The sequence below is a fragment of the Humidesulfovibrio idahonensis genome, from assembly GCF_054657715.1.
The window spans coordinates 1451268-1463899 of sequence record NZ_BAAHYE010000003.1 but is presented as its reverse complement, the minus strand read 5'-3'; the positions used below and the strand labels follow the sequence as shown (position 1 = coordinate 1463899).

General features: G+C 65.4%; 14 protein-coding genes. 9 read left to right on the top strand and 5 right to left on the bottom strand.

Features of this window, described 5'->3' with window-relative positions; all coding sequences use genetic code 11:
* Nucleotides 1-45 precede the first annotated feature (45 nt).
* Together ACYQ4W_RS12925 and ACYQ4W_RS12920 are read left to right on the top strand one after the other, a co-directional pair.
* The gene (locus ACYQ4W_RS12925) at nt 46-354 is read left to right on the top strand and encodes a hypothetical protein (protein WP_459857329.1); all 309 of its coding nucleotides are present in this window, start codon (nt 46-48) and stop codon (nt 352-354) included.
* Between the two features lie 155 nt (nt 355-509).
* Nucleotides 510-1400: a hypothetical protein gene (locus tag ACYQ4W_RS12920; protein ID WP_459857326.1), complete on the top strand. Its 891-nt coding sequence runs from the start codon at nt 510-512 to the stop codon at nt 1398-1400.
* Between the two features lie 494 nt (nt 1401-1894).
* Here the strand turns inward: ACYQ4W_RS12920 and ACYQ4W_RS12915 are convergent, their stop codons facing one another.
* Both ACYQ4W_RS12915 and ACYQ4W_RS12910 read right to left on the bottom strand, forming a co-directional pair.
* Nucleotides 1895-3127 carry an alpha/beta hydrolase gene (locus ACYQ4W_RS12915; RefSeq protein WP_459857324.1) on the bottom strand — a complete coding sequence of 411 codons (1233 nt, stop codon included), beginning with the start codon at nt 3125-3127 and terminating at the stop codon, nt 1895-1897.
* A 154-nt stretch (nt 3128-3281) separates the two neighbouring features.
* Nucleotides 3282-3758, bottom strand: a complete 477-nt coding sequence (locus tag ACYQ4W_RS12910) for a hypothetical protein (RefSeq protein ID WP_459857322.1) — start codon at nt 3756-3758, stop codon at nt 3282-3284.
* A 198-nt stretch (nt 3759-3956) separates the two neighbouring features.
* Here ACYQ4W_RS12910 and ACYQ4W_RS12905 point away from each other — a divergent pair, with 198 nt between their 5' ends.
* Both ACYQ4W_RS12905 and ACYQ4W_RS12900 read left to right on the top strand, forming a co-directional pair.
* Nucleotides 3957-4157 (top strand): hypothetical protein, encoded by a 201-nt coding sequence (locus ACYQ4W_RS12905; protein ID WP_459857320.1) that lies wholly within the window; start codon nt 3957-3959, stop codon nt 4155-4157.
* A gap of 329 nt (nt 4158-4486) precedes the next feature.
* Nucleotides 4487-4669: a hypothetical protein gene (locus tag ACYQ4W_RS12900; RefSeq protein ID WP_459857318.1), complete on the top strand. Its 183-nt coding sequence runs from the start codon at nt 4487-4489 to the stop codon at nt 4667-4669.
* 13 nt (nt 4670-4682) lie between these two features.
* Here the strand turns inward: ACYQ4W_RS12900 and ACYQ4W_RS12895 are convergent, their stop codons facing one another.
* Nucleotides 4683-5714 carry a lipid A deacylase LpxR family protein gene (locus ACYQ4W_RS12895; protein ID WP_459857316.1) on the bottom strand — a complete coding sequence of 344 codons (1032 nt, stop codon included), beginning with the start codon at nt 5712-5714 and terminating at the stop codon, nt 4683-4685.
* A gap of 223 nt (nt 5715-5937) precedes the next feature.
* On the opposite strand from ACYQ4W_RS12895, the gene ACYQ4W_RS12890 reads away from it, so the two are divergent.
* The 5 genes from ACYQ4W_RS12890 to ACYQ4W_RS12870 all read left to right on the top strand — a co-directional run bounded on the left by ACYQ4W_RS12890 (nt 5938) and on the right by ACYQ4W_RS12870 (nt 9397).
* Nucleotides 5938-6357, top strand: a complete 420-nt coding sequence (locus ACYQ4W_RS12890) for a hypothetical protein (RefSeq protein ID WP_459857313.1) — start codon at nt 5938-5940, stop codon at nt 6355-6357.
* A 239-nt stretch (nt 6358-6596) separates the two neighbouring features.
* Complete coding sequence (yedE, locus tag ACYQ4W_RS12885) at nt 6597-7679, top strand: YedE family putative selenium transporter (protein ID WP_459857310.1); 1083 nt, start codon at nt 6597-6599, stop codon at nt 7677-7679.
* Nucleotides 7680-7689: 10 nt separating this feature from the next.
* Entirely contained in the window at nt 7690-7917 is a 228-nt protein-coding gene (locus ACYQ4W_RS12880; RefSeq protein ID WP_459857308.1) for a sulfurtransferase TusA family protein, read from the top strand.
* Complete coding sequence (locus tag ACYQ4W_RS12875; RefSeq protein ID WP_459857306.1) at nt 7914-8510, top strand: putative Se/S carrier protein; 597 nt, start codon at nt 7914-7916, stop codon at nt 8508-8510. Before ACYQ4W_RS12880 ends, ACYQ4W_RS12875 begins: the two co-directional genes overlap by 4 nt.
* Nucleotides 8507-9397 carry an NAD(P)H-hydrate dehydratase gene (locus tag ACYQ4W_RS12870; protein ID WP_459857304.1) on the top strand — a complete coding sequence of 297 codons (891 nt, stop codon included), beginning with the start codon at nt 8507-8509 and terminating at the stop codon, nt 9395-9397. The genes ACYQ4W_RS12875 and ACYQ4W_RS12870 overlap by 4 nt, the downstream gene beginning before the upstream one ends.
* A 274-nt stretch (nt 9398-9671) precedes the next feature.
* Here the strand turns inward: ACYQ4W_RS12870 and ACYQ4W_RS12865 are convergent, their stop codons facing one another.
* Together ACYQ4W_RS12865 and ACYQ4W_RS12860 are read right to left on the bottom strand one after the other, a co-directional pair.
* A complete protein-coding gene (locus tag ACYQ4W_RS12865; RefSeq protein ID WP_459857302.1) occupies nt 9672-10421 on the bottom strand; it encodes an anaerobic ribonucleoside-triphosphate reductase activating protein in 750 nt (249 codons plus the stop codon).
* Nucleotides 10418-12628: a ribonucleoside triphosphate reductase gene (locus ACYQ4W_RS12860; RefSeq protein ID WP_459857299.1), complete on the bottom strand. Its 2211-nt coding sequence runs from the start codon at nt 12626-12628 to the stop codon at nt 10418-10420. Before ACYQ4W_RS12860 ends, ACYQ4W_RS12865 begins: the two co-directional genes overlap by 4 nt.
* Nucleotides 12629-12632: the final 4 nt, after the last annotated feature.

The following is a 12632-nucleotide window of genomic DNA, read 5'->3' as shown; positions in this document are numbered from 1 at the left end:
CAACCTACAAAAAACGCACATCCCGCGCTCGCATACATGGACAAAATGGAGAGATTCCGCTTCGTCAGCCTGGCGGACGACCGCGGGCTTTACGGGGCTGGCGCTTTGGCGGAACACGACGATTGCCTTGAGGTCCACCTGGAGATTTTCCGCTTTGGGCCGGGCGTGCTGCGTTCGCTGCGGGCAGACGCGGAAGAGCTCAAACGCATGGCGTACCGCCTTGGCAAGAAACGCATCGTGGGGCTCAAGGTGGAGGCCGGACCAGTGGCGGACGCGCGCTGGCCCAAGTTCACGCGCCTGCTCGGCTTCACCGGGCAGCGCATCTACCAGGCGGCGGAAATGTGGCTGGAGTAGATCCCTGTCAAGGCGCTAATATTGTCCTTTTCGCGGCCAAAAACAGGGCATTTTCATCCGGGCCGAAAAGCGGCGGTATACTGGCGCGGATCTCTGGAGCCCGACACAGGGCCGGGTTTCCAGCTAAGCCACCCTCTAAGGACAAGGAGACCATCATGCCTGATGCCCGCCCCCGCAATGTGAAATTGCCCACCACGCCCGCGCCTGCCATGGACGACTGGCGGCAGACCCTGCCGGAAGACTGGACCGCGCCCGGACGCGACGCAACCGGTGCGGAAGTGCAGGTGCCCCTGCGCGAGCACCCCGCCCTGGCCAAGTATGCGTCCAAGGATGAAGCTATCAAGGCCCTGGTGCATGCCCAGCGCTTGCTGGGAAAAAAAGGCGAGTCCATGCCCGACGCCGGCGGGGAGTCGCTCTTGTCGCTGGGCGCCTGCCCCGCGGGCGCGGACTGCCCGGCCAGCCCCGCCGACTACCAGCTGCCCGAGATCGAACTGCCGGAAGAGTTCAACCTGGACGACAACCTGCGCGAGGCCTTTTTGGCCAAGGCCCATGAGCTGGGCCTGAGCGATGCCCAGGCCGGCGGACTCTACGCCTGGTTTGTGCCCATGAACGTGCAGGCCCTCATCGACAAGACCCAGGAGGACCAAGCGGAGCGCTCCAGAGCCCGCGACCGGGAGCTGTCCGCGTTGCGCCAGGTGCATGGAGGTGCCGCCACGAGCGTGCTGGAGGCCGCGCGCAAGGCCGTTTTGGCCCTTGGCGGCAAGGAGCTCATGGAGCGCTTGGAGGCCAACGGCGCCGCCGACGACGCCCGCGTGATCCAGGCCTTTGCCCGCATGGCGCCCATGGTGAGCGAATCCGTGCTCAAGGGGCGCGACGCCGCTCCCGCCCAGAGCCTCACCCCCCAGCGGCTGCGCGAGATGATGCGCGACCCCCGCTACTTCGACCCGTCGCGCCGGGACGAGGACTTTGTGCGCCAGGTGCGAGACGGCTTTGACGCGCTGTACCCCGGGGACCAGCCGCAGAGCCCTCGGGGCTACGAGGCGTAGCCGAAGGCGGGGGCGCTCTTAGCTCTCGCTGGGGGGCAGGAGGCTCTGCTCTGGCCGCGTACGCAACACATCGACACGCAGGTGGCTGCCCGCAAGGCGGCCACCTGTTTTTGCGAATGGGGCGCCCCCCTGTCGAACAGATGTTGTCTTTGCCGCATAGTCGTGAGGCGATATTCAATTGAAAGGCCGAAGGGGTAGGCTATGGAGACGAATAATGAGCAGCCGCGCATCTGGACCAGGGTGAGCCCGGACGGCAAGTCCGCCGCCGCCGGGATGGACCTGGGGCCTGCGGGCACGAAACCCGGCGCGGGGAGAGCGCCAGCGTTTCTCCCAGGGGAGGACGCCCGAGAATTCCTCAAGCGGGCGTCGAGAAAGAGGGAAATTGCTCTGCTGCGTGGCGGCACAATCAAAAGGGCTTGCATGCTTTCGCGCTGCAAGCCCTTTTGATTGTTATGGGAAGGGGACATTGCCCCCCAGGAGGCGTTTTGCGGCGGCTAGTTGCCCAGAATGGACGGCAAGGAGGGCATTTTGAAGCCGAAGCCGGCGCTCGTGGGCGTGCTGGAGCCGTTTTGCGGCACGCGCAAACGCCAGAAGGAGGCGCCATTTGTGGCGCGGTCGGCCGGATTGCCCACGCCGGGCAGGGCGTAGCGCATGCTGGCGGGACAGATCATCTCTTGCAGCAGCCCGGTGCTGTAGCGGTTGCAGTTCTCGGTGACGGAGCAACGCAGGTCCTGCAGCACGGCGCGGCTTTGCGAAATCCAGGAGTGGCCGAGCACGTCGGTTTTGACATCCGAGACATCGGTGACATGCACGCCGGGGATGCAGAGCACGTTCTTGCCCAGGCGCTCATAGTCGCCGCCCTGGACCAGGGCCGAGGCGGTGAGGGCCATGTCGCCGGCGGAGGTGTAGAGCACCACGCGGGCATCCAGGTGGGTGAGCTTGGCGGCGTACTGGTCGAGGAAGATCTCGCGGTCCATGTCCGGCGCGGCAAGCACGATGGCCCGCACTTTGCGCAGGTTGCCGCAGCCGCCGCGTGTGCTGGCGCATTCGCCCGCCAGCTCGCTGTAGGCGCGGATGAGCACCTCGTTGCCCATGCTGTGCACCACCACGCTGACGCGGCCGATCCACGGGCTGTTGGTGAGGTCGGTCAGCAGGTCCTTCAAGCCCTGCACAGCCCAGTAGGCGTTGTTGCGGTCCGCCAGGTAGCTGGCCGGGCTGCCGGCGCTGGGCCAGCTGTACAGCATCATGGCGCCGGTGAAGCCGATGCCGACGCCGATGCGCGCGCTGGTCTTGGCGGCGTCGTCGAAGGAGTTGTCGAAACCGTGGATGAAGAGCAGCACCTCGCGTCCAGGCGTGCGCGCCGCGGCGCGCTCAATGTCGGAGAACGCGCGGGAATGCGTCATGCGCGTCACCCGGTCCAGGCTGATGTTGACGCGGTAGAGGTCCGAGCCGTCGGCCTGCCCGCCGGTGGCGCCCACAAGCAACTGCCCATAGGACATCTCGCGCGAGCGCTGGCCGCCGTAACGGGCGCCATTGGGGCCCACATCGAGCGCATTGCGGTTGGTGGCGTAATAGAACACGGGACGGCGCCAGTCCTGCGCGGCCAGGGGGGGCGGAGCCTGCACCGCGGGCGGCGGCACCGGGACCGGGGTTTTGTCCGCGCAGGCGGCAAGCAGCAAGGTGACAAACGCCAGGGCCAGTAGCAAGAGAGGGGCGCGCGTGTTCATGCGCGGGGGACTACACCCGCTTGTCGCAGGGGGCAAGAGGGAGCATCGTCCGTATTTCGCATCCGCAGCGCAAGAATTCATGATATTGTCATGAAAAAATCAAGAAAGCTTGGCGATGGTGCTCTCAGGGCGCTTCCGCCGGAGAGTCCGTCCTTCAATCTCTCTGTTCGATTTCCTTTTGTTCGGCTTCCTCTTGTTCGATTTCCTCCTGTGCGGCGGAAAGATCGACATCAAGGGTCACCATCCGGCGCTCCAGGGGCTGCGCAGATTCCTTGCCCGCTCCATAGCGCTCCGGCCGCAGCGTCTTGAGAAGAAACATGAGCAGCTGGTCCGAGTGTTTGACCGTGTTGCCGCACTCGCGTCCCTGGTGAAACACCGGTACGCTGACACCGCTGAGGGCCCGGCGCACGGCTTCCGTCTCCAGCGCGGCGATGGCGTCGTCAAGCTCCCCCTTGAGGGGGCGCTCCTTCAAATGTGACAGTATGGTGGTATTGTTTTGTCGGTTCAAATGACCCCCAACCCTTCGCAGCTTTGCACAAGGCGAAGCCGTTTGTGCAGCCCTTTTGGCGGCCGCAAAGCAGCCTGTTGCGTTTAAAACGAGCCGGAAAGTGAGTAATTGAAAGGGTTTCATCCGAAGCTCCAGAGCGGGATTTTGGCCGCAGCCGTTTGAAACGGTTAAGAAAATTTCTAGACAAATATCTCAATAGTCCAACTTTACAGGATATATTTGTCTTGCACTCTTTGGGGGCAGTGGTACAAGCTTGAACACATGGGAAGGATGGGCCTTCCCGTTGTACCCTCAGTGTCTGCACCTTAAGGAGATGAAGTCATGAAGAAAGCTCTTATCGCCATGTCCCTGGTTCTCGCCTTCTCTGGCGTTTCTTTCGCCGCTGACGCCGCTGCCCCGGCTGAGAAGCCCGCCGCTGAGGCCGCTGCTCCTGCCAAGAAGGCCCCCAAGAAGGCCGTCAAGAAGGCCGCCAAGAAGGCCCCCAAGAAGGACGCCGCTGCTGAAGAGAAGAAGGCCGAGTAATTAGCCTTCCTTTGGGAGAAGCCGCACCGATCTGATTGCGGCGTCTCTGCCTTGCCGAAAGGCCTTTTGACGGGCTCCGGGATTTTTCCGGGGCCCGTCTTTTTCTTGTGCCGAGTATAGCATGGGGTTCCGGGCCGAGATGAAATTCCCAGGTGTTTGGCCGGAGAAAAGACAAAATTCCCCTGTTGACACCTGCCTGTGCGGAAGGGTGCGGCCCCAGCAAAGACGCCGGCAAGTTAAAGTCGTTGCCAGAGATAAGGCGAAAGCGTAGGATCGCACTCCAAGACACTGGAATAATCCGTGTCCAACGCACACACAAAGGAAGGCCCGTGGCAAAGCCGAACTATCAGTACGAAAAGCGCGCCAAGGAACTGGCAAAGAAGAAGAAGAAGGAAGAGAAGCTGCGCCGTAAGCAGGAGAATGCACAGCGCGGCGTGGGCGACTCCGGTGAAGTGGAAGGCGTTGAGGGCGAAGCCCCGGCCGCCGAAGGCGAAGCGCCGCCGCAGCCCTAGCGCTTCCGCCTGTCTAGAACGTCAGCGACAGGCTGATGGAACCGAACATTTGCGGGCGCTTTTGTCCGTCATATTCCTCTGTCCTGTACACATGGGTGTAGGTCAGCTTTGTTGCGCCCATGACAAGACCGATGCCTGCTGAAAGGTCCCCCACGAAATTCTTTTTCGTCACGCTGGGGCTGCTTTCCCAGGTGTTGCCATCCAGAAAGATGTTGCGGGCGACGGCCCGGCCCTCGGCTCCGGCGAACACATGCAGGCCGAAGGCGGACTCCCTGCCCAGGCGCGGGTCGTTCGCATCGGCCGGCGCGGAAACGCCGCCGCCGGGGCTGATGAGCGACGTGCCGAAGTCCCAGGGCAGCTTGTAGCCAAAGCGCGTTTCGAACCCGACATTGGCCTGGGTGAGCACATTGCCCGCGGTGACCCCGAAGTGCGGCAGGATGTCCCAGGCGACGTCGCGGCCAAGGTCCGCGCGCGCGGTCCGTAAGGTGCGCTGCCAAGAAAGCAGCAGCCCCGGCTCGTCATGGATCTGGTTGCTCCAGCCGTTGGCCTTCTTGAAGCCCATGAGCACATGATAGTTGTTCTGCGTTTCGCCCGCGCGGGCCGAGGGCCCCACGATGCCGAGGGTGGTTTCGAAGGTGTCCAGCTGCGAGGCGGTTTTGGCGTGCAGCGCCAGGGACATGTACGTCCAGCCCGCGTAGGGGCGGTCGCCGGGCTGGTAGGCCTTGGTGGCGGTGTTCTGCGGGGTGTACATGTTCTGCCCCAGGGCTAGGGCCACGTTGTACTGCTGGCCGGGCTCGTTCACAAAGGGCAGCATGGCCAGATAGGGCAAAACGAAGTGCGGCAGCCGGTCGTCCTCGGCATAGCGCAAAAGGTCGCCGGAAACCCAGGTGAGCTTGATGCCGTTGGTGTAGTGCTCGTCCGTGCCGGCAAAGAAGTCGTTCTCTTCCGTCAAGATGAAGGTGGAGGCCGGCTCCGGGCGCTCCGCCGCTGTCTCGACCGCCAGCGCGGACAAGGCGGTGGTGAGAAGCAGGGCGGCGGCAAGCATCGTGGCGCACGCAAAAAACAGGGCCGGTTTGGGGGAACGCATTGCTGCGGTTTGCCCTTGGGCCACCGGGGTGTCAACACCTCCCTGATGCGGACGCATGGCGGTTTCGCTCCATATTCTGCGGATTACGTATTTTGCGGCTCCGGGCCGTCTGCGTTGCTGCGCTGGCATAAAGCCTGCTACGATGGACCCAGTGCAGTAACCCCTTTTGTGGAGGCTACCCATGCGGTCGGTTTCGCTGGTCTTTATTATCGCGTCAGTCCTGCTGATTGCGTTGCTGTTGGCTGGTTGCGGCGCGCCCGGCATCGACCGTGTGGATGTAACCTGGGAAACCGACCCGCCGCCGCGCTGGGGCCTTTACCCCGGTTATCGGCAAGAAATTCCCTGCCCCAAGGGCGCAAGCTACCATGTGGACGTGTTCTCCAAGGGCAAACCCTTCACCGGGGCCACTGTGGCCGAAGCGGGCAAGGGGCTCCTCTTTAAGCCGACAGCCGGCTCCCGTGACATCGAGGTCGAGGCCGTGGATCCCAATCATCTTGTCATCTACGCAACCCTGCGGGACGAAGGCGGCACCGGCAGGCGCCTGCTCGCCCTGCGTGTGGAGCGTCGGGGCGAGAAGATTTATTTCGAGTTTCCGAAGTAGCCCAACGGCTGCGATTCCCACCGCCACCTTGTTCTGAAAGCCGTCGGTCCTGTTTGGGCTGACGGCTTTTCGTTGTGCCCTGGCGGGTGCGGCCGGCCTTTGGCGCAATGGGCATCGTTGTATCAATGCCTTCTATTTCTCATATCGATTGCCTCTTTTTCAGAGTTGATATAACGCTCCGACATTCCCGTGTATTCATCTCGGGTAGGCGTTGTTTATCAGAACACTTGGGGGTGGTTATGGCCAATGTCTTCGCCGGGCGTTCCGGCATTCTAGCAACGGGCGGAATCATCGGACTTTCCGCCGCGTTGCTGCAGTTTGCGGGCAATCCCGCCAATATGGGCATCTGCGTGGCCTGCTTCCTGCGCGACATCGCGGGGAGCCTTGGGTTGCACCAGGCCGCGGTGGTGCAGTACCTGCGGCCGGAGATTCCGGGTTTCGTTCTCGGCTCCTTCGTGGCCGCGCTCATGACCGGCGAGTTCCGGGCGCGGGCGGGGTCGGCCCCGGCCACGCGCTTTTTCCTCGGCATGTGCGCCATGGCCGGGGCGCTGGTTTTCCTCGGCTGCCCGTGGCGCGCCTTCTTGCGTTTGGCCGGCGGCGACGGCAACGCCCTCTTCGGCATCGCCGGACTGGCCGTTGGCGTGTTCATCGGAACGCGGTTCTTCAAAGGCGGCTTCAGCCTGGGCCGCGCCCAGGGGCAATCCTGGTCCGCAGGCGTCATGATCGCCCTGGCGGCGCTGGTCCTTTTGTCCGCCCGTTTCTTCCTCTCCCCCGACCCCGCGGCGGGCACCCTGGGTTGGCTCATGGCCTCGGTGAAGGGCCCAGGCGCGGCCCATGCGCCGCTGTTCATCTCCTTGGCGGGAGGCCTGCTCATCGGCGTATTGGCGCAGCGCAGCCGTTTTTGCACCATGGGCGCCCTGCGCGACCTGTTCCTGTTCAAGCAGACGCACCTGTTGAGCGGCGTGCTGGCCTTCCTCGTGGTGGCCTTTGCGGCCAATCTGGTTCTGGGGCAGTTCAAGCCGGGCTTTGCGGGGCAGCCCATCGCGCATACGGACGGTCTGTGGAACTTCCTGGGCATGGTGGCCTCGGGCCTGGCCTTCGCCCTGGCCGGCGGTTGCCCCGGCCGCCAGCTCATCCTGGCGGGAGAGGGCGACGGCGACTCGGCCGTGTTTGTGCTCGGCATGCTGGTGGCCGCTGGCTTGGCCCACACCATGGGCTGGGCCAGTTCGCCCGCCGGCCTGGGACCCAACGGCATGGCCGCCACCCTTGTGGCGTTGGGCTTCTGTCTGCTGGTCGGCGTCATGAACCTCAAGAAGGCGTAGGGGGGAGATCATGGCAGAAATCACGAAGATCGTGGATGCGCGCGGGCTTTCCTGTCCGCAGCCTGTGCTCATCGCCTCGGAGTCGATGGCCGCCCTGGGAACGGGGCGCATCGAGGTGCTCACCGACTGCGGCGCAAGCCCGGAGAACGTGGGCCGCGCGGCCAAAACCGCAGGCTGGCGGCTGGTCTCGTCCAGCGAGGACAAGGGGACCGTGCGCCTGGTGCTGGAAAAGCCGTGAGGCTGCCGTTTGGCTGGGGGGGCAAGGCCCCCCGGCCCGGGCAGGAGGGCTCGCGGGGGCAGGGCCACGACCGCGGCGTCCTGGCTTTCTCCCACACGGCGGAGGTCATCCGCGCCGAGGCCGCGCTCAAGGCCGCGGGCCTTGCCGTGCGCGTCATGGGCCCGCCGCCGGACATGCGCACCGGCTGCGACATGGTGGTGGAATTTGAGCTTGTGCGCGAGCCTCTGGCGCGCCGCGTCCTTGCGGAGGCGAAGCTCGCGCCGCTTGCCGTGGCCCCGGTGCGCGCCGGGATGCTCGAACCCGTGTCCCTGTGCCAGGTCAAGGACTTCGGCCAGTGGCTCATGGTGCGCGCGGCCAACATGAAGCTCACCGTGGACAAGGGCACCCGCGTCATTGTGAACATTTCCGGCGGCGGCTGCCCGGACGTGCCCGCCCTGGCCGAATTGCTCGTGGGGCAGACCCTTGACGCGGCCCCGTCGCCCCTTGCCACAGGGCAGACGCTGTGCGCCTATGCCCTGGAATTGGCCTTTCGCGAGGCGCAGCGCCAATTCGAACACCCGCGGCCGGAAGGCCCGCAGCCGGAGCGGCCGTGACCTCTCCCTGGCTGATCGTGGGCACAGTGCCCGATGAGTCCGTGGGGCTGCTGCAGGGGCCCTGCGCTATGGACCGCGCGGGCCTTGTGGTGGGCGGTGTGGACCTGTCCGTGCGGCGCGGCACGCCGGCGCTCTTGGCCGCGGCCTGCGCGGCCTGCGCGGTTCTCGGGCTCGAGCCGCCCCAGGCGCTGCTCGTCGGCGACGCCGGGCGCGGCCGGGGCAGCCGCATGCTGTACGACCATTTGCGTGGGGCCCTGCCGTCCCTGGCCCCGCGCGGTCTGACCTTCCACTATCTGTTTCCGGATCTTGCCGGGCACGACCAGGTGCTTCTGGCTACGCTGGCCCTGTCCGCTCGGCCGCTGCTCGTGGCGGACGCGGGCTTCATGTATGTGGCGAAGATGAGCGGGCAGGCCGTCGAATACGACCTGTTCACCCCGGACGCGGGCGAGCTGGCGTTTTTGGCCGACGAAATGGCCCCGCACCCCTTTTATACGCGTGGATTTTTGCTGGAAGCCGGCGCGGTCCCGGCCGAGCTCATCCGCCGCGCCTGGGATTCCGGCGGCGCGGCCAAGCATATGCTTGTCAAAGGCGGCAGCGACCAGGTCGTGCGCCAGGGGCGTATTTTGACAGAGATCGCCGGGCCGCAGACGCCCGCCATGGAGGCCATAGGCGGCACGGGAGACACGCTCACCGGCATGGTCACCGCCCTACTCATGGGTGGCCGGTCCATCCCCGGGGCCTGCGCGGTCGCCGCTTTGGCCAACCGCCTGCTTGGGCAGCTTGCGCGGCCCACGCCCGCCACGCCTGTGGCCGGACTGGTGGAGCATGTGGGCGAGGCGCTCCGGCTGGCGTTGGAAAGAGAGGAAGAGTTCCTGTGGGGAAAATGATCCCCCCCTGGGGAAGACTGAGCGACAAGCCCCTGCCGGAGGGGGAGTTCATCAACGCGCATGCGCGATAACGCGCTGCTGCGGCAATGAAGAAGACCGCAGGATGCCGCCAAGGCCCATCGTCAGACTCGGCCACGGCCGCCGGGCACGTCTTTGCCAAGGGCCCAGGCCGCGCTGTTTGCCGTGCCAAGCCGCCTGACTCTTGCCGCAGTGGGCAGGTCATCGGCGGGCATGTTGTGCGTGATCGGGGAGAACCCGCTGCCGGCGTGCCCGTTTATTGCCGTACGGCCAGTCGCCCGCTCTCGCCCAAGGCGGCCCTCAGCGCGGCCGCGAGCCGCTCTGGCACGTGTCCGCGGCCAGACGCGGCCAGCTCCGCATCTGCGCAGCCCTCGGGCTGGAAAGCCTGCAGCACCCAGAGGAGCGGCCCGGCTTTGCCCGGCAGCGCGGCCAGCTCACCGGCGAGCTCAAGCAGTTCGCCCTCGGAGAGCAGCGCCGGGTGCCATGTGGTGCGCAGTTCAAAGGGCACACCGCTTTTGCGCAACAGGTCTAGGCTCTCCCGGGCCGTGCCCGCGCTTCCGGGTGCGCCGGTGATGCGCGCGTAGGCGCTCTGCGGGGCCTTCAGGTCGAGGCCGACCCAATGACACAGGGGCAGAACGCGGGCCAGGGCCAGCGGGTCCATGCCGCTGGTGTGCAGGCCGACTTCGAAGCCAAACTCGCGGACTTGGCGCATGGCGTCGCCCAGGCCCGGCTGGAGCAAAGGCTCGCCGCCGGAAAAAACCACGGCTTCCAGCAACCCCTGCCGGGTTTCCAGCCAGGCCGGAACCTCAGCCCAGGGCCTTGCGCCGGCGCCAAAGGTCCGCAGCGCGGCGTTGTGGCAATAGGGGCACGCCCAGCCGCAGCCCTGGCAAAACACCGTGGCCGCCAGTTTCCCCGGCCAGTCCGAGGTGCTCAAGGGGGTGAGGCCGCCGACGGACAACGCTTCCGCCTTGAGCCCCGCCCCTTGTCTGTTCTCGGCGTCGTTCAAGCGGTGAGCCCGGAATCGTCGGGACCGCTGCGCACCGGCTCGCGGAAGCACACGCGCTCGTCGTATTCGCCCTTTTTGCCGATGTTGAAGGCCGAGCGCGGACGGTAGTAGCCCATGACGCGGGTCCAGATTTCGCAGGCCTGCTCGCGGCCCTGGTCTGTGCAGGTGGGGCAGGTCTTGTGCTCGCCTTCCAGGTAGCCATGGCTGGGGCACACGGAGAAGGTGGGCGTGATGGTGATGTACGGCAGGGCGAAACGCGTCAGCGCCCGGCGCACCAGCTCGCGGCAGGCCCGCGCGTCGGACACGCGCTCGCCCATGTACAGGTGCAGCACCGTGCCGCCGGTGTACTTGCGCTGAAGCTCCTCTTGCCGGGTGAGCGCCTCGAAGGGGTCGTCGGTGAAGTTCACGGGCAGTTGGGAGGAGTTGGTGTAATACGGCTGTTCTTCGGTGCCCGCCTGGATGATGTCCGGAAAGCGGCGGCGGTCCTCCTTGGCGAAACGGTAGGTGGTGCCCTCGGCCGGGGTGGCCTCCAGATTGTACAGGTGCCCGGTCTCCTCCTGGAATTCGGTCATGCGCGCGCGCACATGGTCCAAAACGCGCAGAGCCAGGGCGTAGCCGGTCTCGGTGGTGATGTCCTCCAGACCGCCGGTGAAGTTGCGGATCAGCTCGTTGACGCCGTTGACGCCGATGGTGCTGAAGTGGTTGCGCAAGCTGCCCAGGTAGCGCTTGGTGTAGGGAAAGAGTCCGGCGTCCATGCGTCGCTCGATCTCCTTGCGCTTGATCTCAAGGCTCGTGCGCGCGGTTTCAAGCAGGACATCCAGCCGGGCCATGAGGTCGCGCTCGTTGCCGCGTGAAAGGTAGCCCAGGCGCGCGCAGTTGATGGTGACCACGCCCAGCGACCCGGTCTGCTCCGCGCTGCCGAAGAGCCCGTTGCCGCGCTTGAGCAGCTCGCGCAGGTCAAGCTGCAGGCGGCAGCACATGGAGCGCACCATGTTCGGCGTCAGATCGGAGTTCAGGAAGTTCTGAAAATACGGCAGGCCGTACTTGGCGGTCATCTCGAAGAGCAGGTCCACGTTGGGCCCGTCCCAGGGAAAGTCCTTGGTGATGTTGTACGTGGGAATGGGGAAGGTGAACACCCGGCCCTTGGCGTCGCCCGCGGTCATCACCTCGATGTAGGCGCGGTTGATCATGTCCATCTCAGCCTGCAGCTCACCGTAGGTGAAGGACATTTCTTCGCCGCCGATGACCGGATGCTGGCCTTTCAAGTCATCCGGGCAGGTCCAGTCGAAGGTCAGGTTGGTGAAGGGCGTCTGCGTGCCCCAGCGCGAGGGAACGTTGAGGTTGTAAATGAGTTCCTGGATGCACTGGCGGACGTCATCATAGCCGAGCGCATCTTTGCGCAAAAACGGCGCCATGTAGGTGTCGAACGAGCTGAAGGCCTGCGCGCCCGCCCATTCGTTCTGCAGCGTGCCAAGAAAGTTCACGATCTGCCCCACGGCGCTGGAGAGATGCTTGGGCGGCTTGGCCTCCACCTTGCCGGGCACGCCGTTCAGGCCCTCGACGAGAAGCGTGCGCAGCGACCAGCCCGCGCAGTACCCGGCCAGCATGTCCAGGTCGTGGATGTGCAGGTCGCCCTCGCGGTGGGCCTGGCCCACCTCTGGCGGGTAGACGTGATTGAGCCAGTAGTTGGCCGTGACCTTGCCGGAGACGTTCAGGATGAGCCCGCCCAGGGAATAGCCCTGGTTGGCGTTGGCGTTGACGCGCCAATCCTGCCGGTCCAGGTACTCGTTGATGCTGGCCGCCACATCCACCACGGTTTTTTTGTCCTGGCGCAGTTTGGCGCGCTGTTCGCGGTACACGCTGTAGGCGCGCATGGTCTGGAAGTGGTTGGCCGAGATGAGCGCCTGCTCCACCGCGTCCTGGATGTTTTCAATGTCGGGCAGACGGCCGGAGAAGCGGTGGGAGAGCACCTTGACCACCTGCGCGGTGATGAGTCCGGCCTCGGCGTCGTCGAATTCGCCAGTGGCCGCGCCCGCGCGGCGGACGGCCGAGCGGATCTTGCCCGCGTCGAAGCCGATGACTTCGCCGCTGCGCTTGCGCAACTGGGCGGGCGGCGCAATGGGACGCAGCGGGGTGAGGATGGCGGCCGGGGTGGAGGAGGCATCCTCGGACGGCTGGGGATCACGGTGTTGGGCGGTTTGAGACATGGCG